This is a genomic window from Nostoc sp. EspVER01, assembly GCF_034530635.1.
GTDB lineage: Bacteria > Cyanobacteriota > Cyanobacteriia > Cyanobacteriales > Nostocaceae > Nostoc.
Map to the genome: position 1 here is coordinate 82,963 of NZ_JAVRCS010000014.1, position 23,538 is coordinate 106,500.

The 23,538-nt window shown below is 41.6% G+C and carries 8 protein-coding genes; all 8 read left to right on the top strand.

Annotated elements, in window-relative coordinates; all coding sequences use genetic code 11:
- The first annotated feature begins 433 nt into the window (after positions 1–433).
- The 8 genes from RMX69_RS14640 (at position 434) to RMX69_RS14675 (ending at position 23,440) form a co-directional block, all read left to right on the top strand.
- The gene (locus RMX69_RS14640; protein WP_322637882.1) at positions 434–2,470 is read left to right on the top strand and encodes a non-ribosomal peptide synthetase; all 2,037 of its coding nucleotides are present in this window, start codon (positions 434–436) and stop codon (positions 2,468–2,470) included.
- A gap of 2 nt (positions 2,471–2,472) precedes the next feature.
- Entirely contained in the window at positions 2,473–7,398 is a 4,926-nt protein-coding gene (locus RMX69_RS14645) for an aminotransferase class III-fold pyridoxal phosphate-dependent enzyme (protein WP_322637883.1), read from the top strand.
- Positions 7,399–7,485: 87 nt separating this feature from the next.
- Positions 7,486–8,484, top strand: coding sequence for a cupin-like domain-containing protein (locus tag RMX69_RS14650; RefSeq protein ID WP_289798928.1), 999 nt, complete (start codon positions 7,486–7,488; stop codon positions 8,482–8,484).
- Between the two features lie 240 nt (positions 8,485–8,724).
- Positions 8,725–9,867 carry an acyltransferase family protein gene (locus tag RMX69_RS14655; RefSeq protein ID WP_289798929.1) on the top strand — a complete coding sequence of 381 codons (1,143 nt, stop codon included), beginning with the start codon at positions 8,725–8,727 and terminating at the stop codon, positions 9,865–9,867.
- A gap of 72 nt (positions 9,868–9,939) precedes the next feature.
- Positions 9,940–13,206, top strand: a complete 3,267-nt coding sequence (locus RMX69_RS14660) for an amino acid adenylation domain-containing protein (protein WP_322637884.1) — start codon at positions 9,940–9,942, stop codon at positions 13,204–13,206.
- Positions 13,203–17,498 (top strand): amino acid adenylation domain-containing protein, encoded by a 4,296-nt coding sequence (locus RMX69_RS14665; RefSeq protein WP_289798931.1) that lies wholly within the window; start codon positions 13,203–13,205, stop codon positions 17,496–17,498. Before RMX69_RS14660 ends, RMX69_RS14665 begins: the two co-directional genes overlap by 4 nt.
- Positions 17,499–17,765: 267 nt before the next feature.
- Positions 17,766–20,204, top strand: coding sequence for a beta-propeller fold lactonase family protein (locus tag RMX69_RS14670; RefSeq protein ID WP_289798932.1), 2,439 nt, complete (start codon positions 17,766–17,768; stop codon positions 20,202–20,204).
- 455 nt (positions 20,205–20,659) lie between these two features.
- Entirely contained in the window at positions 20,660–23,440 is a 2,781-nt protein-coding gene (locus RMX69_RS14675) for a putative Ig domain-containing protein (protein ID WP_322637885.1), read from the top strand.
- Positions 23,441–23,538 lie beyond the last annotated feature (98 nt).

Genomic DNA, 23,538 nt, shown 5'->3' on the forward strand with positions numbered 1-23,538 from the left:
TCGCAGTATTCCTTGTTCTTCAAGGTATTAATTCTTCTTATTCTCTCAAAATAAGCCTACGTACAGTTAATATTCCCATTGCAAACATCTCTAAAGTTTTAATTTTCAATGAAGATGTATTGAAAATAACTACGATTTGGAGGAAATAGGTCAGAATGAAAGAACTAAATCTTAGAGTCAGTGCCCTTTCACACAAATATTGTAGGATTGCGGCATAATTTTTTGTCAAATTAATCTTTTAATATAATTTTAAAGCTAACAATGTAACCATCAATTCTACGTGTAAACACTAATAGATAAATATATAAAAATGCTTTACCACTTTTTATTTTATCTGTTTCTCTAAATACGGAAAATAAACATCTCATCTTAAATTTAAATACACCCAATTCCTTGTTATTCATTGATATAAGTATTTTTCTTCAACTTAAAAATGAAAATAATAACTAATTCATTGGCTCAAAATAAAAATGAATTACTGATGAATGATGGTCAACTTTCATCATCAGAAAACAACTTAGAACGAGATAATTTAAGATTAACTATTTTGAAAAAATCTGAAAATAACCTACTAATAGAGTTGAATCATACTCAAACTGATTATCCTCAACAAGCGTCTATTCATCAGTTGTTTGAAGCACAAGTAGAGAAAACGCCTGATGCTGTAGCACTAATTTTTAATAATCAGCATCTTACTTATAGAGATTTGAATAGTCGTGCTAATCAACTAGCACAACATCTGCAATCACTAGGGGTAGGAACAGAAACTCTTGTAGGAATCTGCATAGAGCGCTCCTTAGAAATGATTGTGGCACTTTTAGCTATCCTTAAAGCAGGTGGAGCTTATGTACCATTAGACCCAGGTTATCCACAAGAACGTTTAGCTTTCATGCTATCAGATACCCAGGTATCAATACTATTAACTCAAAAAGAATTAGTTGCAAAATTACCTACTCATACAGCATTTGTAATTTGTTTAGATACAGATTGGAATACAATCTCCCAAAATCACAAAGAGAACCTAAACACTAGTGTCACTGCTGATAACTTGGCTTATGTCATGTATACATCAGGTTCTACAGGTACACCCAAAGGTGTTAGCGTTATCCATCGTGGTGTAGTTAGATTAGTCAAGGAAACTAATTATGCTCACCTCACAGCTGAAGAAATAATTCTGCAACTTGCTCCTATTTCCTTCGATGCTTCAACTTTTGAAATTTGGGGTTGCTTACTGAACGGTGGGCAATTAATAATCTATCCTCCTCATACACCATCTTTAGAAGAATTAGGACAGATTATTCAGCAATATCAAGTTACTACTCTTTGGCTGACAGCCGGTTTATTCCACCTGATAGTGGATGAAAAAATAGATGCTTTGAAATCCTTGCGTCAACTTTTAGCGGGTGGTGATGTCTTATCTATTCCACATGTGCAGAAGTTTCTGCAAACAGTGCACAACTGTCAGCTAATTAATGGTTATGGGCCAACTGAAAATACAACTTTTACCTGTTGCCATCCTATAACAGCGCCACTGCAACCAGATGTTTCTATTCCTATTGGTCGCCCAATTGCTAATACCCAAGTTTATATATTAGATCAAAACCTCCAACCAGTATCAATAGGAGAAACTGGCGAATTGTACATTGGTGGTGATGGATTAGCTAGAGGCTATTTAAACCGTCCCGATTTGACTGCCGAAAAATTTATTTTTCACTCATTTGATAGCAATTTAGAAACGCGCCTTTACAAGACTGGAGATTTAGCTCGTTATCTTCCAGATGGCAAAATTGAATTCTTAGGTCGTATTGACAATCAGGTAAAAATTCGCGGTTTCAGAATTGAACTAGGTGAAATTGAGCGGGAAATTGCACAACATCCTGATGTTCGGGAAATTGTCGTTTTAGCTCGTCAGGATGACACAAGTGAAAAACAGTTGACAGCTTATATTGTTCCTCACTATAACAGTGAATACACGCACAATAAATTACGTGATTTCTTACAACAGCGACTACCTAATTACATGGTGCCATCAGCATTTGTGATGTTAGAATCACTGCCTTTGACTGCCAATGGTAAAGTCGATAGACATAAATTGCCAGCACCAAGTAGAGAACGTCCACAACTGGAACAAGCTTACATTTCTCCCCAAACCGATTTAGAACGTCTGCTTGCAGGTATTTTATCCGAACTGCTCAAAATCGATCGCGTTGGGATTGATGATAATTTCTTTGATTTGGGAGCAACTTCAATCTCAATTCTCCAAGTTGCTGCGCGAATAAAACAGGAACTTGGTATTGAGCTATCTGCTGTGAAGTTATTTCAGTATTCAACGATTGGCTCTTTAGCAAACTATTTGCATTCCAACCAGAATAGCCAACCATCTTCTGACAAGCTGCAAAATCGCGCCCAACGCCAACAAGCAGCTCGGACTCGTCGTCGTAATCATCAACAAGGTGTTAAGCAATGGTAAATATGCAAGCATCCGATAACCAAGATCCTAATGATGGTATTGCCATTATTGGCATGGTAGGAAGATTTCCTGGGGCTGGAAATGTTGATGAGTTTTGGCGCAATCTGTGTGACGGATTAGAATCAACGACTTTCTTTCAAGATGACGAACTAGACCCTAGTATTGATCCGAACCTTTGTAAAGATCCTAGCTACGTGAAAGCTAGAGGAATTATTTCTGGGGGAGAAACTTTTGATGCTGCCTTCTTTGGCATTAATCCACTGGAAGCTGTGGTTATGGACCCACAAGCCAGAGTTTTTCTAGAGTTGGTTTATGAAGCTCTAGAAAATGCTGGTTATGAATCAGAATCTTTCGAGGGTTTGATTGGTTTATACGCTGGTTGCGGTCAAAATACTTATTTTGCTAGCCACATTTCTGGACGTATGGAAATTGTCGATCGCATCGGCGAGTTTCAGACGATGCTAGCCAATGAAAAAGACTTTTTGACAACCCGTGCGGCTTACAAACTCAACCTTAAAGGCCCAGCCGTCAGCGTCAATACAGCCTGTTCCACTTCTTTGGTAGCAGTCATTCAGGCTTGTCAAGCCTTAACCAGCTATCAGTGCGATTTGGCTTTGTCCGGTGGTGTATCTATGACTACACCTCAAAACAGCGGTTATATGACTCAAGAAGGCAGTATGCTCTCTGGAGATGGGCATTGTCGTCCCTTTGATGCCAGCGCTCAGGGCACAATGTTCAATAATGGCGCAGGAGTAGTTGTCCTCAAGCGTTTAGAAGATGCGCTTAATGATGGCGATCGCATCTATGCTGTAATTCGTGGTTCTGGTATTAATAATGATGGGGCTGATAAAGTAAGCTTTACCGCTCCCAGCGTAGACGGACAAGCAGAAGCCGTTGCAATGGCCCAAGCTTATGCCAACTTCCACCCAGAAACCATCTCTTATATTGAAGCTCACGGTACAGCTACACCTTTAGGTGATCCGATTGAAATTGAAGCGCTGACGCAAGCATTCCGAGTACATACAGATGCTAAACAATTTTGTGCGATCGGCTCTCTTAAAAGCAATGTCGGACATTTAGTTGCGGCGGCCGGAGTCGCAGGTTTAATTAAAACCGCTCTCGCCCTGCATTATAAAAAGATTCCACCTAGTTTAAATTTTGAGGCTCCCAACCCCAAAATTGACTTTGCCAACAGCCCCTTCTATGTAAATACCAAACTAGCCGAATGGTCAGAAGGTGAAACTCCGCGACGAGCCGGTGTAAGTTCTTTTGGTGTCGGTGGGACTAATGCTCATATTGTGCTAGAAGAAGCGCCACAAATCCAAAGTTCAGGATCTTCGCGCCCACAGCAGCTATTGTTGCTCTCGGCAAAAACTAGTCAAGCTTTAGAGGCTGCAACAGCGAATTTACACCAACATTTGCAGTATAATTCCGAAATTAACTTAGCTGATGTAGCTTATACTTTACAGCGAGGGCGTAAAGCCTTCAACTACCGACGCAGTATAGTTTGTCACGACATCACAGATGCGATCGCAGCGCTGCAATCTTTAGATCCAAATCAAGTAAATACCCGGCATACAGAAATCCGCAATCCAGCCGTTGTCTTCATGTTCCCTGGACAAGGATCGCAATATGTAGACATGGGACTGAATCTCTACAACCGCGAACCTGTGTTTCAGGAGGTAGTAGATGAATGTGCTGAAATCCTTAAACCTTTGTTGGGTAGGGATTTACGAGAAATCATGTATCCAGCACCGAGCGATTGCGAAACTGCGGCTATCTCTCTGCGGCAAACCTGCTTTACTCAACCAGCATTATTTGTCATTGAATATGCTTTAGCGCAACTGTGGCAAAGTTGGGGAGTCAAGCCCCAAGCGATGATTGGTCACAGCATTGGTGAATTTGTCGCCGCCTGTATTGCGGGTGTATTCACCTTAGAAGATGCGCTGATGTTGGTTGCAAATCGCGGTCGCTTCATGTGGGAGTTACCAGAAGGGGCGATGCTCTCGGTGCGCCTTCCAGCCAAACAGATAGAGCCACGATTGAGTGCAGAATTAGCGATCGCAGCAATTAACGGCCCTTCCCTGTGTGTAGTTTCTGGCCCCACAGAGGCGATCGCGGCTCTACAAAAACAATTAGAAAGCGAAGAAGTTGTCTGTCGCCATTTACACACTTCCCACGCTTTCCACTCCCCAATGATGGATAGCATCATAGCCCCCTTTGCTGAGGTAGTTGGAAAGGTTAAATTATCGCCACCCCAAATTCCCTTTGTATCCACAGTTACCGCCGACTGGATTACAGCCCAACAAGCAACTGATCCGATGTATTGGGCTACACATCTGCGTCAGACTGTGCGATTTGCGGAGGGCGTACAAACTCTATGGCAGCAACCGGAGCGCGTACTGTTAGAAGTGGGGCCACGAATCACAACTACCACCTTAGCCCGCCAACAAGCAAAAGATATTAAACAACAGATAGCCATTCCTTCTCTAAGTGATAATGCTGAGAACGAAGCCGAATGGACAGCATTACTCAAGGCAGTAGGACAACTGTGGCTAGCAGGAGTATCTATTGACTGGAGCAACTTCTATCAAAGGGAAACGCGACAACGAATTCCTCTACCTACCTATCCCTTTGAGCGCCAACGCTTCTGGATTGATCCTCCACCTCATCCCAATCGTGCAGCAACTTCCAAACTTTTAAATCCTCATTTATTAGAAAAGACCCAAACTATGACAACATACCCTCAGCAAAAGCTTATTCCTCTGCTCAAAGAAGTTATCGAAGAAACATCAGGATTGGAAATTGCTAGTGTTGACGACTCGACAACATTTTTAGAAATGGGATTAGATTCCTTATCTCTAACGCAAGTCGGGTTAGCTTTGAAGAAAAAATTTAAAGTCAAAGTAACACTTAGGCAGTTACTAGAAATTTGCCCGAACTTAGTAACGTTGGCTGACTTGATCAATCAAGCCTTGTCTCCCGAAACTTTATCTGCACTAGGATTAATAGAAACCGTTGCAGACCCAATTCCAGAAGCACCATTGCCAGAACCTCCACCTGCAACCACATCACCCACTTTGGTAGTGCATGAAGTTCATACAAATGGATCAAATGGATTTGCACCTCAGATTTCCCTGCAACCTGCTGCATCTAGTAACGTCCTAGAAAGTGTGATTAATCAGCAGCTACAAATTATGAGCCAGCAATTGGCGCTATTGGGTAATAGCAGTCAATCTTTAACAGTCCCAGTTGTACCTGTGGTGACATCTCAAAATAATGGTGTCAAGCCACAAAACGCTGTATCTATCCCCCCAACCCAAACCAGCAAAGAATCAGCATCAGTAGAAACAGAGTCAAATGGTGCTAAAAAGGCATTTGGTGCGGCGGCTCGAATTGAAAAGACCCAAACTAAAACTCTGACAGCGCAACAACGCACTCATCTAGACAAAATTATCCAAAGATATACAAAACGGACTCAAAAATCTAAAGAATATACTCAAACTCATCGCCCTTATTTGGCAGACCCAAGAACTGTTTCTGGGTTTAACCCGACGATGAAAGAGATGGTTTATCCCATCGTGGTGTCTCGTTCATCTGGTTCTAAACTTTGGGATGTTGATGGCAATGAATATGTCGATTTAAGCAATGGCTTTGGCTTGAATTTGTTTGGTTGGTCGCCACCTTTCATTACCGAAGCAATTGAAGCACAACTCAAACTCGGCATGGAAATTGGCCCGCAAACTCCCTTGGTTGGAGAAGTGGCGAAGCTGATGTGTGAGTTGACCAACTTTGACCGAGCAGCTTTTTGCAACACAGGTTCGGAAGCGGTATTAGGAGCGATGCGGATGGCACGCACCATCACAGGACGTAACTTAATCGCTATATTTTCTGGAGCTTATCACGGTATTTTGGATGAAGTAATTGTTCGGGGTACAAAAAAACTCCGGTCAATTCCTGCTGCTCCTGGTATCCCACCCGAAATGGTAGAGAACATTTTGGTGGTAGATTACGATTCGCCTGAGTCTCTAGAAATCCTCAGAAGTCGGGCTGATGAGTTAGCAGCAGTGATGGTGGAATCCGTGCAAAGCCGTCGCCCTGAATACCAGCCCAAAGAATTCCTCCAGCAATTGCGTGATTTCACCGAAGAAGCTGGGATTGCCCTAATTTTTGATGAAATCGTTACCGGATTTAGAATTCATCCAGGTGGCGCTCAAGCACATTTCGGTATCAAGGCGGACATAGCAACCTACGGCAAGATTGTGGGCGGTGGGCTACCAATTGGAGTCATTGCTGGCAAATCACAATATATGGATGCTTTGGACGGTGGATTTTGGCAGTTTGGCGATGACTCCGTTCCAGAAGTAGGCGTGACTTACTTTGCTGGCACATTCGTCCGCCATCCTCTCGCACTAGCAGCCGCCAAAGCAGTACTTCAGCATTTAAAACAGAGTGGCCCCAGCTTGCAGCAAAATCTTAATGCCAGAACCGATAAGTTTGTAGCGGAACTTATGGGCTATTTCCAGCAAGTTCAAGCACCGTTCACAGCCTATAATTTCGGCTCCTTGTTCATGGTGAAATCTGCACCAGAGTTCGCCTACGGAGATTTACTATTTTACTTGCTGCGGGATAAGGGAGTGCATACTTGGGATCACCGTCCTTGCTTCTTGACAACAGCCCATTCCGAAGCTGATCTGGCTTTTGTAATGGCAGCTTTTAAAGAAAGTATTGCTGAAATGCAGTCTGCTGGCTTCTTGTCTGCACCGCCAAAAGAAGTAACAAACTGCGAAGTTACCAATAACAGCCTACGCAATCGTCCTCCGCAACCTAATGCCAAATTAGGACGAGATCCCCAAGGGAACCCCGCCTGGTATATCCCCGATATCGAGCGTCCTGGGAAATATTTACAAGTCGCAAGTGTTTTCTGAAGTGCTTTAAAAAATCGAGTGTATAGAAAGTGTAGTGAGCTTCAGTAATTTTTGCAAATAGTAAATACTCATCCATCCAGGTTTTGTATGTCAGTTGATAATCTACTTGAACCGAATTCTATTAAGTGCGATCCGAAGCTTCCTGAACAAATCATTGAAACTGATGTTTCAAACTTTCGGGAAAACTTCAACTCTTCTCACTTCATGTTTTCGCACAACCTTGCAGGACATCCTTTATTTGAGATCCCCCGCTTAGTTGAGCTTGCAAATACCATGCTAAGTCAGGGAAGAACAAATAAAATCCAGTCTTATATCAGCAAAGTTCCTGTTGAGCAAAAGTGGAATCAGCGACCTGGAATCAAGCACATTAACGAGGCGATCGCACATATTGGTGAATCGGATTCTTGGGTCATGCTTGAAGATGTTCAAGCAGACCCAGAATATGCTGCCCTGGTCAACCAGATTATAACTGAACTCGAAACTCTTACAGGTAAACCCCTTCGTAAGCAGATGACGTGGCTAGGTGCTTACATCTTTATTGGTTCCCCAAATTCTATTACACCTTACCATATCGATAGTGAGTTGAATTTCCTGTTTCAAATTCAGGGCGAGAAAGATATGAGCCTCTTCAATCAAAGCGATCGTTCTGTACTGAGCGAAGAGGAGATTGAAAAATTTTATGTAGGCGACCTGAATGTAGCAAATTATAAAGAGGAGAATCAGAGTAAAGCGACTGTTTACCATTTGCAACCAGGTAAGGGACTCCATCATCCGATACTGGCACCCCATTGGGCCAAAAATAGTAATAATGTTTCTGTAGCTTTGAGTATCCTCTTTTATCTGCGACCTTACGATCTCAAAGCCAGAATATATCAAGTCAACAGTTACTTACGCAGACTGGGATTAAAACCCACTTCACCAGATAAATCTGCTTTGAAAGATCGGCTCAAAATTTTTGCTCTGGGTCTTTTATCGGATCGCCGACCGAAAAGTAAATTTATGATCCTGCGCTCTGGTGTATTAAAACTAAAATCTATTGAAGGAAAGTTAAAGCAATTTATCAACAAGATTGTGAAAAAAATCTAATTTTTCTTAAATGACTAATTATTAATTAGCCTGAATACTGAATCGGTGTTCTATAGCAATTCTAAATCATTTGTGAAATCTTTTCTTTTAGGCACTTCGCGAAGCTTATTTTTATACAAGATAAGTACTTATTACATCCTTCATGCCGCCGACATAAATCAACTACGCGTCTAGTTTTAAAAATAGTTTTTACAATTTAAATAGGATTGCTATAGATATAAACTAAAACTAAAAATATCAATGTATAAACACATCAAATCGCTCACTTCTTTACGCGGTATTGCAGCCTTGGTTGTTGTTGTACACCATTTTTCTTACTACGGTTTACCGAAAACAGGTTCAACTTTGTCAGCCTATACTAATTTTTTTCAGAATGGATATTTATGGGTTGATTTTTTCTTTATTCTGAGTGGTTTTATTATGACCCATGTTTATGCCAATACTTTTTGTTTAAAAGTCAGTTTAAAGAACTATCGTTCATATTTATTCTCGCGTTTTGCAAGAATTTATCCTCTGCATATATTTATTATTTTTCTATTTGTTGGATTAGAGGTTGTAAAATTATTTTTTCTAAGCACTTCTGCTTTTACTGGTAAATTTAACTTAACGGCTCTTTTTTCCAATATTTTTCTTCTCCAAGCATTTGACCTAAAGTGCCTACCTTTATTATGGTGTAATACCTATTGGAATGAGCCAGCTTGGTCAATAAGTGTAGAGTTTTTCATTTACTGTATATTTCCATTGTTATTATTACTCTTATTAAAAAATAATTTTAAAACCGATTTAATAATTTATATTTATACTCTCTTTTTTATATTACTACTAATCACTTTTACCCGTGGAAATTTAGATACGATTATTGGTATACCTTCGATAGCTAGATGTGGGCTAGAATGCATCCTTGGTGTTATAACCTATAAAATTTATCATAGAGGTAATTATCAAAAGTATTTTAATCTTAATTTTCTAGCAATTATAGCTATAACTTGGATAATTTTGATTATGCATTATTACTGGCATAATTTTCGTAACATTCATGATTGGCTAATTTTACCAGCTTTCTCTCTACTGATTTTATCTGTATCTATCAACAACAAAAGTCTAATATCAAAGTTTCTCAATTCACAGTTAATGCTATATGTCGGGACTATATCTTACTCAATTTATATGGTTCATTGGTTTGTTCAAGAATTGTTAAAATTTTTCTGGTTTTATAAATTTCACAATGTTTTTGGCAAAGAATTCACAGAATATCAATCGTTGACATCTTTAGGAGTATTTCTTATGATTGTCTTATTGGCTGCATCATTGACATATAGATTTGTAGAAGTCCCCGCACGTAATTATTTAAAGTCTACAATCTTGGCTAAACAATGTATTTAAAGTCAGTAATTTAACAAAGAAAAAGATTGAAATTTATCCACATTCAATAAACTGAGAAAATAATAGAGTTTTATGACCTTATCACCTGTAGATTACCAATCGACATTAACTGCGGTTGATTTTGATCCATTTGCAGATGGAGAATTACTTCTAACCGCCCCCGCTACAGAATCACAAAAAGAAATTTGGGCTTCTGTGCAAATGGGCGATGCTGCTAATTGTGCTTATAATGAGTCTCAATCTCTGCGACTAAAAGGCGAACTAGATGTCAAACTTTTCCAATCTGCGGTGGAAAAGTTAGTACAACGTCATGAAGCACTACGGACAACTTTTAGTACCGATGGCAATACACTCTGCATTGTTGCTTCTCGGCAAATTGAAATTCCGATTATTGAACTGTCTAACTTAAAACCACAACAAAAACAGGAAAAATTAGCTAGTATCTTGCGACAAGAGGTAGAGCAACCTTTTGATTTGGAACATGGCCCTCTATTTCGGGCAAAAATTGTCAAATTGCAGCCGCAAGAGCATCTAGTTACTTTGACAGCCCATCATATTATTTGTGATGGTTGGTCTTGGGCAGTGCTGATTCCAGATTTGGGTAAACTTTATTCTGGCTTGCAACAGGGTATTGTTCCTGAATTAGAAGAACCAGACGACTTAAGTGAATATGCGATTTTGCAGGAAGAAGAGGCGGATAGTCCAGAAGCGATCGCCACAGAACAATACTGGTTACAACAATTCGCTGACTCTGTACCTGTACTGGATTTCCCTAGCGATCGCCCTCGTCCCCCACTCAGAACCTTTAACGCCGCCCGCGAAGATTGGCATTTAAATCCCGAATTAGTTGCCAACCTGAAACAACTAGGAACAAAACTCGGTTGTAGCTTTATGACTACGATCCTCGGAGGATTCGAGGTCTGGCTGCACCGACTAACAGGACAAAACGATTTAGTTGTAGGTATTCCAGCCGCAGGACAAGCTGCTTTAGGACAATATAATCTCGTAGGTCACTGTGTTAATTTACTACCATTGCGTAGCCAGATTAATGGCGAAAAATCTTTCAGCGACTACTTGCAAACGCGGCGTTCGGCTGTCTTAGATGCTTATGACCATCAACAATTTACCTTTGGCAGTCTGGTCAAAAAATTAGTATTGCCACGGGATTCCAGCCGTATTCCCTTAGTACCAATTATATTTAATGTCGATCAAGCCTTAGATAGCGATCGACTTCCCTTTATCGATTTAGAGGTAGAATTTTTCTCCAATCCCCGCGCATTCGAGAATTTTGAACTGTTTATCAATGCTACGGAATCGCATGGTGAACTTATTCTGGAATGCCAGTACAACACTAATTTATTTGACGCTGATACTATCCGCCGCCGGATGGCAGAGTTTGAAACTTTGTTATTGGGCATAGTTGCTAACCCTAATCAAATTATTGCTAAATTGCCAATTTTGCCAGCAGTCGAGCAACAGTTATTAGCAACATGGAACAATACTCAAACAGCTTATCCCCAAGATATCTGCATTCACCAGCTGTTTGAAACTCAAGTGGAGAAGACTCCAGATGCGATCGCTGTAGTTTTTGAAGATGAACAAATTAGCTACCGCGAACTAAATCAGCGAGCCAATCAGCTAGCCCATTATCTCCAAAGCTTAGGAGTCGGCTCAGAAGTTCTGGTTGGTCTGTGTGTCGAGCGCAGTTTGGAAATGGTTGTAGGAGTTTTAGGCATTCTCAAAGCCGGAGGAGCCTACGTACCGTTAGATTATGCTTATCCTGAAGAACGTTTAGCTTTCATGCTGCAAGATGCTCAGGTGTCAGTGCTACTAACGCAAGAGAAGCTAAAATCGGGACTACCCAACCATCAAGCGGAGATTGTTTGCCTTGATAGCAACTGGCAATCTATAGATTATGGGTTAGATAACCCAACACATAACGTCACTTCCAATAACTTAGCCTACGTCATTTATACATCTGGCTCGACAGGTCAACCGAAAGGCGTTCAAATTCAACATCAGAATGCTGTTAATCTGCTGAATGCGATCGCTAAAGAACCCGGTTTAACCGCTGAGGATACTCTCCTCTCTGTTACTAGCCTATCCTTTGATATTGCCGTTTCAGAAATTTTTCTACCTCTATCTGTAGGCGCGAAGTTGGTATTGGTAAGCCGTGAAGTTGCGGCTGATGGTACTCAACTGTTAAAAGCCCTAACCACCTCCGGGGCAACCTTTATGCAACCGACACCAGTTACTTGGCGGTTATTACTAGCAGCCGGATGGCAAGGTAGTCCTCAACTCAAGATGATTTCCACAGGTGAAGCCTTACCTAGAGACCTCGCAAATCAATTATTACCGAAGGGAGCTTGTCTTTGGAACCTCTACGGCCCTACAGAAACAACGATTTGGTCAACAGGCTACAAGGTGACAACGGCAAATAAACCAATAGGCATTGGTTGTCCTCTAGCTAATACGCAAATCTACATCTTAGACTCCCATTTACAACCCGTTCCCATTGGTATATCAGGTGAGTTGTATATTGGTGGCGAAGGGCTAGCAAGGGGATATCTAAATCGTCCCGAACTGACTGCTGAAAGATTTATTTCTAATCCCTTCAGTTCAAACCCTGAATCGCGTTTATACAAAACTGGGGATTTGGCTCGTTATTTACCAGATGGACATATTGAATACTTAGGTCGTATCGACTATCAGGTAAAAGTGCGTGGTTTCCGCATAGAATTGGGTGAAATTGAAACCGCACTCCTACAACATCCAGGAGTAAAAGAAGCTGTTGTAATTGTTCGAGAAGACATTCCTAATGAGACTAGTTTAGTCGGTTATATTGTTGCCGAAACTGGTCAAGATAGCTTGGAAGTGATTTCGCAATTGCGTCGATTCTTGAAACAACAGCTTCCTGACTTTATGGTGCCAACAATCTTTATGGCACTAGAAGCGATGCCGTTAACCCCCAATGGCAAAGTCGATCGCAAGGCATTGCCAAAGCCTGATGCTTCCCGCCCGGAACTGGAGGCAAATTATGTAGCGCCCCGCACTCCCATTGAACAGCAGATTGCAGATATTTGGGCGCAGGTTCTTAATGTCAAGCAGGTTGGAATTAACGACAACTTTTTTGAATTGGGTGGATATTCTCTACTAGGAATTCAAGTGGTTTCTCGAGTGCGCCAAGCCTTGCAAGCAGAAATTTTGATGTCCAATTTATTTGAATTACCAACGGTAGCGGATTTGGCTGAACGAGTGGAAACTCTGCGGTGGGCAACCCAAGGTGTTCAAGCTGCTGAGAGTGAAACAGCTGATGATTACGAGGAAGGTGAGCTATGAAAACATTAGATGAATTACTATCTGAGCTACGTCAGCGCGATGTCAAACTTTGGCTAGAGGGCGATCGCTTACGCTATCGGGCGGCAAAAGATAGTCTCACACCAGAATTGCTAACCGAGTTAAAAACTCAAAAAGCCGAAATCATCAACTTTCTCCGACAAATTAACACAGCCGCCAGTTCACAAATTCCTCCAATTGTCGCTTGTGAACGGAATGGCGACTTGCCGCTTTCCTTTGGTCAGCAACGGATATGGTTTCTCCATCAGTTTGAACCTGATAGTTCCTCAAATAATATGCCAGTTGTGGTGCGTTTTACGGGGAATCTGAATGTTGCTGTCTTAGAAGAAAGTTTAAGAGAAGTCGTTCGTCGCCATGAAGTCCTGCGGACAACTTTTCCAGCAGTGAATGGAAAGCCCACTCAAGTCATTGCCACCGATGTTTCCTTGACACTGCCAATAATTGACTTGCGGCAAGTACCAGATGAACAACGAGAAGCGGAAGCTCATCTACTGGCAACTAAAGAAGCTCATCAACCCTTTGATTTAGGCAATGGGCCGATTTTGCGGGTGTTACTGCTGCAATTGAGCGATCGCGAACATCTGCTAATTTGGAATATGCACTGCATAGTTTGTGATGGAGCTTCGTCCGATCTGTTCTATCAAGACCTGATTACCATCTATAAAGCATTATCAGCAGGTCAAGTTTCTCCTTTAACTCCTTTACCAGTGCAGTATGCTGATTTTACCAATTGGCAATATCAATGGCTCCAGGGAGAGGTTTTAGAGTCACAGGTAAATTACTGGAAGCAAAAGCTAGAAGGCAATTTACCCATTATTGATTTACCTTACGATCGCCCCCGTCCTCAAGGAGTGCAAACCTATCGAGGCGATCGCGCTGCCCTGCTGCTATCAAAGGCGCTGAACCATGCCCTGACAGACCTGAGTCAAAAATGGGGTGTCACCCTGTTCATGACTCTACTGGCAGCATTTGAGCTATTGCTCTACCGTTATTCTGGACAAGAAGACTTACTAATTAACTTTGCAAGTGCAGGTCGAGGACAAGTTGAAACCGAGGGGCTGATTGGATTTTTTTCTAATACTCTTGTACTGCGGAGTAATTTTGCAGGCAACCCAACTTTCCGAGAATTATTAGACCGAGTGCGTAAGGATTGCTTAGAGGCTTATACCCATCAAGACCTACCCTTTGAAAAGCTAATTGAAGAACTTAAACCAGAACAGCGAAGTCGCAATACTTCGCCACTGTTTCAAGTAAAATTCTCCCTCAATCCTCCTTGGTCGAATGGTCGTGGCATGGCATCAGTGCAACTACCTGATTTGACTATCACTTCTCTATTTGGCTACATCTATCATGGCAAGACCAAATATGATCTGACATTGGTCTTGCGAGAACAGGATAATGGTCTAGGCATGGTATTTGATTACAATGCCGAAATGTTTGATGCTAGTACGATAGAGCGGATGTTGGGACACTTCAAAACTTTACTCGAAGGTATTGTTGCTAATCCCGATCGCCCGATTGCTGAATTACCCCTGTTGACAGCACCTGAACAACATCAATTATTAGTTGAGTGGAATAGCAAACTAGCTGATTATCCCCAGCATACTTGTATCCATCAGTGGTTTGAAACTCAAGCTAAAAGAACTCCAAATAATATTGCAGTAAGTTTTAAAAATCAGCAATTAACTTATCAGGAACTTAACCAGCGGGCAAATCAACTAGCCTACTATTTGCAAACTTTAGGGGTAGAATCGGGGGTACTCATCGGTCTTTATCTAGAGCCTTCCCTGGAGATGATTGTGGGGCTGTTGGGTATTTTGAAAGTCGGTGGAACTTACGTACCGCTCGCTCCGACATCTGGGCAAGATGGTCTGGCTGTCATTTTAGAAGATGCCCAAATATCTTTGGTGTTAACCCAAAGCTCATTAGTTGAGAACCTCTCTGAGCATCAAGCACAAGCTATCTGTTTGGATAGTGATTGGGAAGTTATTGCCGTACACGTGACTGAAAATCCAGAAAGTTATGGCACAGATCGGACTCTCGCCTGTGTAATGTATGTGTCTGGCTGCAATGGAAAACCCAACGGTATAGCTATTACCCACGATAATCTTGTTACCCACAGCTTGGCAATTAGCGAAACTTGGGAGTTGACTCAGAGCGATCGCCTACTACTCATACTTAGTATCAGTTGCGATACGTTCATTGAATCACTCTTTCCCACTTGGATTACTGGTGCTACTGCAATTCTCCAATCTCAGGAGATGCAATCGACGGGGCAGTTTTTCCCATTCATTGCTCAACAACAAATTACTGTTGTTAATCTAGCCACGTCTTTTTGGTATGAGTTAGTCAAGGAGCTATCTGTGTCTCCACAAACTTTGCCAGCCAGCTTGCGCTTAGTCATGGTTGGTGGAGAAAAAGTCTCACGCCAGGCTTATCTAACTTGGGTAGAAAAAGTTGGCAAGCAAGTACGCTGGCTGAATGCTTATGGAGCGCTAGAAACAACTTTAACCGCCACGGTTTACGATCCAAAGACTGCCACTGAAGCCAATAACACTCGGTCAAAAATTCCCATAGGAAAAGCGATCGCCAATACCCAAATCTACATCCTCGATCGGCGATCGCAACTCCTCCCTATTGGTGTAACTGGTGAAATCTACATCAGCGGTATCGGTGTTACCCAAGGCTACTTTAATCGTCCCGAATTAACCTCTGAGAAATTTATCCCCAATCCCTTTAGCAGCGAATCTGGGGCATACCTTTACAGAACTGGTGACTTAGGACGCTACTTAAGTGACGGCAATATTGAGTTTTTAGGCCGCTTAGACAATCAGGTAAAAATTCGCGGCTTTCGCATTGAGTTGGCTGAAATTGAAATAATTTTAGGTCAATATCCAGGCGTACAAAAAACTGTGGTGATTGCCAAAGAAGATGTTCTTGGGGATAAAAGTTTAGTTGCTTATGTTGTCACCAAACAAGGAGAAACTTTTGGGAGTGAGCAACTGCTGAGTTTTCTCCAGCAAAAGTTACCTGAACATTTGTTGCCTTCTGCCTTTTTCATAGTCGATTCTCTGCCATTAAATGCTAATAGCGAAGTCGATCGCCAAGCCTTATCTGCGGTGAATCCAACTAATTCTAAAATAGAAAAAATATTTGCCACAGCAGAAGATCCATTACAACTTCAGTTAACTAAAATTTGGGAAAACCTTTTAGGTATTCATCCTATTGGCATAAAAGACAACTTTTTTGATTTGGGTGGAAACTCACTACTTGCAGTACATCTATTTTCTCAGATCGAAAAGACATTTGGTCTAAATCTGCCCCTAGCTATTCTCTTGCAATCTTCAACCATTGAGCAATTAACTAGTTTTATTCGCCAGCAAGGGTTTTTGCCAGAAAGCCATAATCGGGTTGAGAGTAATACTAGTACCAACTCAGAAAAACCGATGCCTTGGTCATCATTAGTACCAATGCAGCCCAACGGTTCTAAGCCACCTCTCTTTTGCATCCATGCAATTGGTTTAAGTGTCCTCTACTACCGAGATTTATCACTTCATTTAGGTGAAAATCAGCCATTTTATGCGCTACAAGCACGAGGATTAAGTGGGAAAGAAGCTCCTTTTACCAAGCTTGCACAAATGGCGGCTCATTACATCAAAGAGATACAAACTATTCAACCTGAAGGCCCTTATTTTTTGGGTGGTTCCTCCTTTGGCGGACTAGTAGCTTGGGAAATGGCTCAACAATTAGTAAAACAAGGTCAAAAAGTAGCTCTGTTAGCTTTATTTGATACTACTGGCCCAAATTATATTAAACAAGCGCCATTAGAAAAGCGAGTTTCTCAGCATTGGGACAACCTGACAAAACTTGGGACTAATTACGTGCTTGAGCAAATCAGGAACAAAAGCTCTTGGCTGAAGTATAAACTTCAAGAAAAGTTCCGAAAATTGATCTTTAAGTTTTCCTTAAGAATCTGGCGGACTGTACCTTATAACTACCGGAAATTAACAATCGAAGAGGCCAATAAACAGGCAGCCAGAGAATACGTTCTAAAAGCTTATCCAGGTCGAGTCACTGTATTCCGAGCAGAAGAGCGCGTTGCATTGGAAAAACGGGAGGTTGACCCCCAAATGGGTTGGAGTGAAATGGTCTTAGGAGGTTTGGATATTCAAAATGTCCCAGGAAACCACGATTCTATTTTTAGAGAACCCCATGTCCGAACTCTATCTGAAAAGATGAGGGCTTGTATAGATCAAGCTATTGTAGACATCTGAAATTCATTTAATTTGCAGAAATAGTTAGAACTTTCAACCTCATCTCGCTTCCGGGATGGGGTTGTTTTATTTCTAAGTAATAACTTTAACTATATATGTATAAATTCAATTGCTACTAAAGCTCTTGCATAAGTTGTAAGCTGGAAAATACGTAGTATATCTACTGAGGCTTGAATAAAAATCAGACAATAAGCTATATAGTACATTCTTCTCTTTGCTAGAAAAGAACATTACTTTTACAAACTATTTTGCAATCTCAAGGGAAATATGACGCAGAAAATCCTGAATTTTGTAGAAGTTCAAAAAGATGATACAAATGGTGTCGATGGACTTGCTGGTGCTAAATCCCTCACAATCAGTCCCGATGGAAAATTCCTGTATGCATCTGGATATGGTGACTCGGCTGTAGCGGTATTTGAGCGGGATACAACCACAGGCGCACTGAGTTTTGTTGAATTTCAAAAAGATGATACAAATGGTGTCGATGGGCTTGCTGGTGCTGAATCTCTCACCGTCAGCCCCGATGGTAAATTCCTCTATGCTGCTGGATATGATGACTCGGCTGTAGCGGTATTTGAGCGGGATACAACCACAGGCGCACTGAGTTTTGTTGAATTTCAAAAAGATGATACAAATGGTGTCGATGGGCTTGCTGGTGCTAAATCCCTCATAGTCAGCCCCGATGGTAAATTCCTGTATGCATCTGGATATAGTGACTCAGCTGTAGCGGTATTTGAGCGGGATACAACCACAGGCGCACTGAGTTTTGTTGAATTTCAAAAAGATGATACAAATGGTGTCGATGGGCTTGCTGGTGCTGAATCTCTCACCGTCAGCCCCGATGGTAAATTCCTCTATGCTGCTGGATATGATGACTCGGCTGTAGCGGTATTTGAGCGGGATACAACCACAGGCGCACTGAGTTTTGTTGAATTTCAAAAAGATGATACAAATGGTGTCGATGGGCTTGCTGGTGCTAAATCCCTCATAGTCAGCCCCGATGGAAAATTCCTGTATGCATCTGGATATAGTGACTCGGCTGTAGCTGTGTTTGAGCGGGATACAACCACAGGCAAACTAAGTTTTGTGGAAGTTCAAAAAGATGGTATCAGTAGTGTCGATGGGCTTGGTGGTGTCTCTTCCATTACTGTCAGTTCCGATGGAAAATTCCTCTATGCTGCTGGATATGATGACTCGGCTGTAGCTGTGTTTGAGCGGGATACAACCACAGGCAAACTGAGTTTTGTGGAAGTTCAAAAAGATGATACAGATGGTGTTGATGGACTTGGTGGTGCGGTTTCTGTAACTCTCACCTCCGATGGCAAATACCTCTACACTGCTGGATCTGATGACTCGGCGGTGGCGGTGTTTAGTGCGCCTTTCAATCATGCGCCAGAGGTGGGAAATGAAATTCTTGATCAAGAAACCACCGAAGATAGTGTCTTCAACTTCACCCTTCCAGTTGACACCTTCAGCGATGTAGATGTTGAAGATATCCTGACTTACACTGCAACTTTAGAAAATGATGATTTACTGCCTACTTGGTTGAAGTTTGATCCTGCTACCCTTACCTTCAGTGGGACTCCCACAACTAAGGATGTAGGTAATCTAAACATCAAAGTCACTGCTAAAGATATTGCTGGAGAGGAAGCTAGTGATATATTTACGCTTGGGGTTGCCGATAAAAATACTCCTACTACTCTATTCACATTAATTACAGGCGATATCTTTAGTGTCAAGACTAAGCTGAAGACTAAAGGCAATAAAGCAAAAATCTCCATCAAAATTAAAACCAGCACTTTTAAAGAGGTGAATGAGCTGTGTGTATTTAATGTTGATGATGATGAAGGTAAGATTGATGGCATAGCCCCTGGTGCAGAAGGCTATACACAAGCTGCTCTTTTACGCTCCAAGGTGATTTTCTTTTCCCTTGCTAATATGCCCAAGGGTTTCAAGCATGACGATGTGAATAACGTCTTAGAATTTGACTCTGATACCAAACTCCGATTCTATAGCGTATCCAACAGTACTACTCAGGCTGTACTGTCTGGAAAAGCATCTTTTTCAAGTGTCGTTTTTTCCTCAGCCACAAATACCAACACAGGAGAGGAAGGTTTTTCTCTCAACTTCCAAAATTTTGCTGTAACGGTTCAGGCAACAAATCAAGAAATATCTTTGGGGACAAATTTACAAGGCAAAAAAGAAGGCGAACTGATTGATTTACGGGGTGTAGGACAATCGGTAAAAGCTGACTTTAAGGTTTATAGAGAAGCTGCATTGAACAACTTTGTCGGTTTTTATCGGGTTGCTGATGAAAATGGTGGCATTGACACCAATAGCGATGGTAAAGCAGATATTCTTGTTGGACAAGCAGGTTATGCCGAAGCCGCTGTGCGTGGGCGTGTTACAGGCGTTGACTTGACGGTGAGCAATCAAGGTTCGGCAACATCTACCAGCACTTTCGGAACTGATTCGTTATTTGCACCCTTTATTATTATCAATGGTAAAGCAGATAAGTTTCTCGATAATAATGCCAATAACGATCCAAAGATTTACTTCTCATTTTTGGGTGCTAACTCAGATAAGGTAGATCACATTCGACTGTTGGGAAATAACACCTTTGGTTTTGAAGATTTAGCCAATGGTGGTGATAAAGATTACAACGATATGATTGTACAGGTAAATTTGAGTGTCAATCTTGCCTAGATCGAAGGCGAGGAATTACTTAGAAAAATAATACAACCTCATCCCGGTTGCGGGGTGAGGTTGTTTTCTGCGTAGCGATTACATGGACTCATATATGTATAAATGCGATCGCCAATAAAGTCTTTGCATCACTCTAAAGCTATTTATAGGCGTGTTACAGGCATTTTTTACGGTGAATAAGGACAGCAAATTATACCGCGACTTTCAAAGCTGCTTCGCTGTTTGCGCTATTTATTATTGTTGATGGCAAATATGATGCTATTTGCGATGGCAATGGTAATATTGATCCGCAGGTTTAGGCAGTAAATTTACTGGAGTTAACTATTAGCCTTTTATATAAGTTTAATAATTGACTCCTGTACGATACCAAAAAAATCCTGTTTCTACGTGATTTACAGGTTATGGCACGTAATGGCTGTCACAAAAAAACCATTAATTATTAATATAGAGTAATTATGTCAGACACCATCCCGATCGCGATCGCAAAAGAGCCAACTCAAGACTTATATGAGCAAATACCTGCTACTCACTTAGTTTTCATCGACTCACAGGTTGAGAACTACCACAGTCTGGTAGCAGGTGTATTGCCTAACACCTCTGTTGTAGTCTTAGACCCTGACCAGAATGGCATTGAACAAATTAGCCAAGTGGTGGCAACTCATCGGGAAATCAACAGCCTACACATTGTTTCTCACGGCGCACCAGGGCAAGTTTATCTGGGAAACAGTCAACTCAGCTACGAAACCCTCAACCATTATGCTTGGCAACTCATGGACTGGGCAAATGTTTTGAGTGCAAATGCACAACTGCTGTTGTATGGTTGCGAAGTCGGGCAAACAGAGCAAGGTAAAGCATTTGTACAGCGCCTAAGTGAATTGACAGGTGCAGTAGTAGCGGCGTCTGATGACTTAACGGGGAGTACTGCATTAGGTGGTAACTGGAAACTAAAAGTTTCTACGGGGGCAATTGTTCCTACTTTGGCATTTCAGCCAGAAGTAATGGCAGCCTACGCTTCAGTACTAACTGCTCCAGTCTTGGGAAAAGAAATTGTAGACCAACAAGCCACTGAAGATATTTTCTTCAGCTTCACTGTACCAGATGACACTTTCACCGATCTAGATGTCGGAGATACCCTTACCTACACTGCAACTCTGGACGACGATACGCCTTTGCCGAATGGGTTGAAGTTCAATGCTGCTACCAAGACTTTCAGTGGTACTCCCGATAATGGGGACGTAGGTAGTCTAAACATCAAAGTTACCGCTAAAGATGTTGGTGGAGAAACAGCCAGTGATGTGTTTAAACTCACGGTTAATAATGTCAACGATCCTCCAGTTTTAATAAAAGAAATTACAGACCAAGAAGCCACCCAGAACACACTTTTCAACTTCACAGTCCCAGATGACACCTTTAGCGATGTGGATGTTGGAGACATCCTTACCTACACTGCAACCTTAGAAAACGATGCTCCTCTGCCAATGGGATTGAAGTTCAATCCTACTACCCGTACCTTCAGTGGCACTCCTGAAAATCAGGACGTAGGTAGTCTAAACATCAAAGTTACTGCTAAAGATGTTGCAGGAGAGCAAGCCAGTGATGTGTTTAAACTCACGGTTAATAATGTCAACGATCCTCCAGTTTTAATAAAAGAAATTACAGACCAAGAAGCCACCCAGAACACACTTTTCAACTTCACAGTCCCAGATGACACCTTTAGCGATGTGGATGTTGGAGACATCCTTACCTACACTGCAACCTTAGAAAACGATGCTCCTCTGCCAATGGGATTGAAGTTCAATCCTACTACCCGTACCTTCAGTGGCACTCCTGAAAATCAGGACGTAGGTAGTCTAAACATCAAAGTTACTGCTAAAGATGTTGCAGGAGAGCAAGCCAGTGATGTGTTTAAACTCACGGTTAATAATGTCAACGATCCTCCAGTTTTAATAAAAGAAATTGCAGACCAACAAGTTACTGAAGACACACTCTTCAACTTCACCGTCCCAGCTGACACCTTTAGCGATGTGGATGTTGGAGACATTCTCACCTATACTGCAACGCTGGAAAATAATGACCTACTACCTACTTGGTTGAACTTCAATCCTACTACTCTTATTTTCAGTGGTACTCCTGAGAATGAGGATGTAGGTAGTTTAAACATCAAAGTCACAGCTAAGGATGTTGCAGGAGAGCAAGCCAGTGATGTGTTTAAACTTGGGGTTACTGACAATACTGCTGTAGTAACACAAATTACAGGCGATATCTTTAGTGTCAAGACTAAGCTGAACATTAAAGGTGATAAAGGAAAACTCTCAATCAAGATTAGAAACAACACCTCTAAAGAGGTGAACGAACTAAATGTATTTACTGTTGACGATGAACAAGGTAGGATTAACGGCATAGCCCCTGGTGCAGAAGGCTATACGCAAGCGGCTCTTTTGCGTTCAAAGGTGGTTTTCTCCGCTCTTGCCAATCTGCCTAATGGTTTTAATCTTGCCGACCTGAAAAACATATTAGAATTCGACTCTGATACCAAACTCAGATTTTATCTGGTATCCAACAGTACTACTCAGTCTGTACTGTCTGGAAAAACCCCCTTCTCAAGTGTGCTTTTTTCCTCAGCTACAAATAACGACATAGAAGATGAAGGGTTTTCTCTTAATTTTCAGAATTTGGTAGTGAATATTCAGCCAACCAATCAAGAAGTATCTTTCGGTACTGGTCTGCAAGGCAAATATCAAGGCGAACTGATTGATTTACGGAGTGTGACACAATCGGTAACAGCTGAGTTTGCAGTCAACAGAGAGGCAGCTTACAATAACTTTGTCGGCTTCTATCAGGTGGCTGATGAAAATGGTGGTATTGACACCAACGGTGATGGTACAGCAGATATTCTTGTTGGTCAGGCTGGTTACGCCGAAGCTGCTGTGCGCGGGCGTGTTGCAGGCATTGACTTGGCAGTGGGCAACCAAAGCACTGCAAATTACACTGGCACTTTCGGGCCGAATTCTTTATTTGCACCATTTATTATTGTGGATGGCAGACCCGATGCAATTCTCAATGGTAATGCCAATAAAAATGTTTACTTCACATTCTTGGGTGCTAATTCAGATAAGGTAGATCACATTCGGTTATTGGGAAATAATACCTTTGGTTTTGAAGATTTAGCTAATGGTGGTGATAAAGATTATAACGATATGATTGTGCAGATCAATTTGAGTGTCAATATTGCCTAGTATCAACTACGAGCAATTACTTGGATAAATAAAATAACCTTATCCCGGTTGCGGGATGAGGTTATTTTATGCGTAGCGATTAGATGGACTCGCTATTA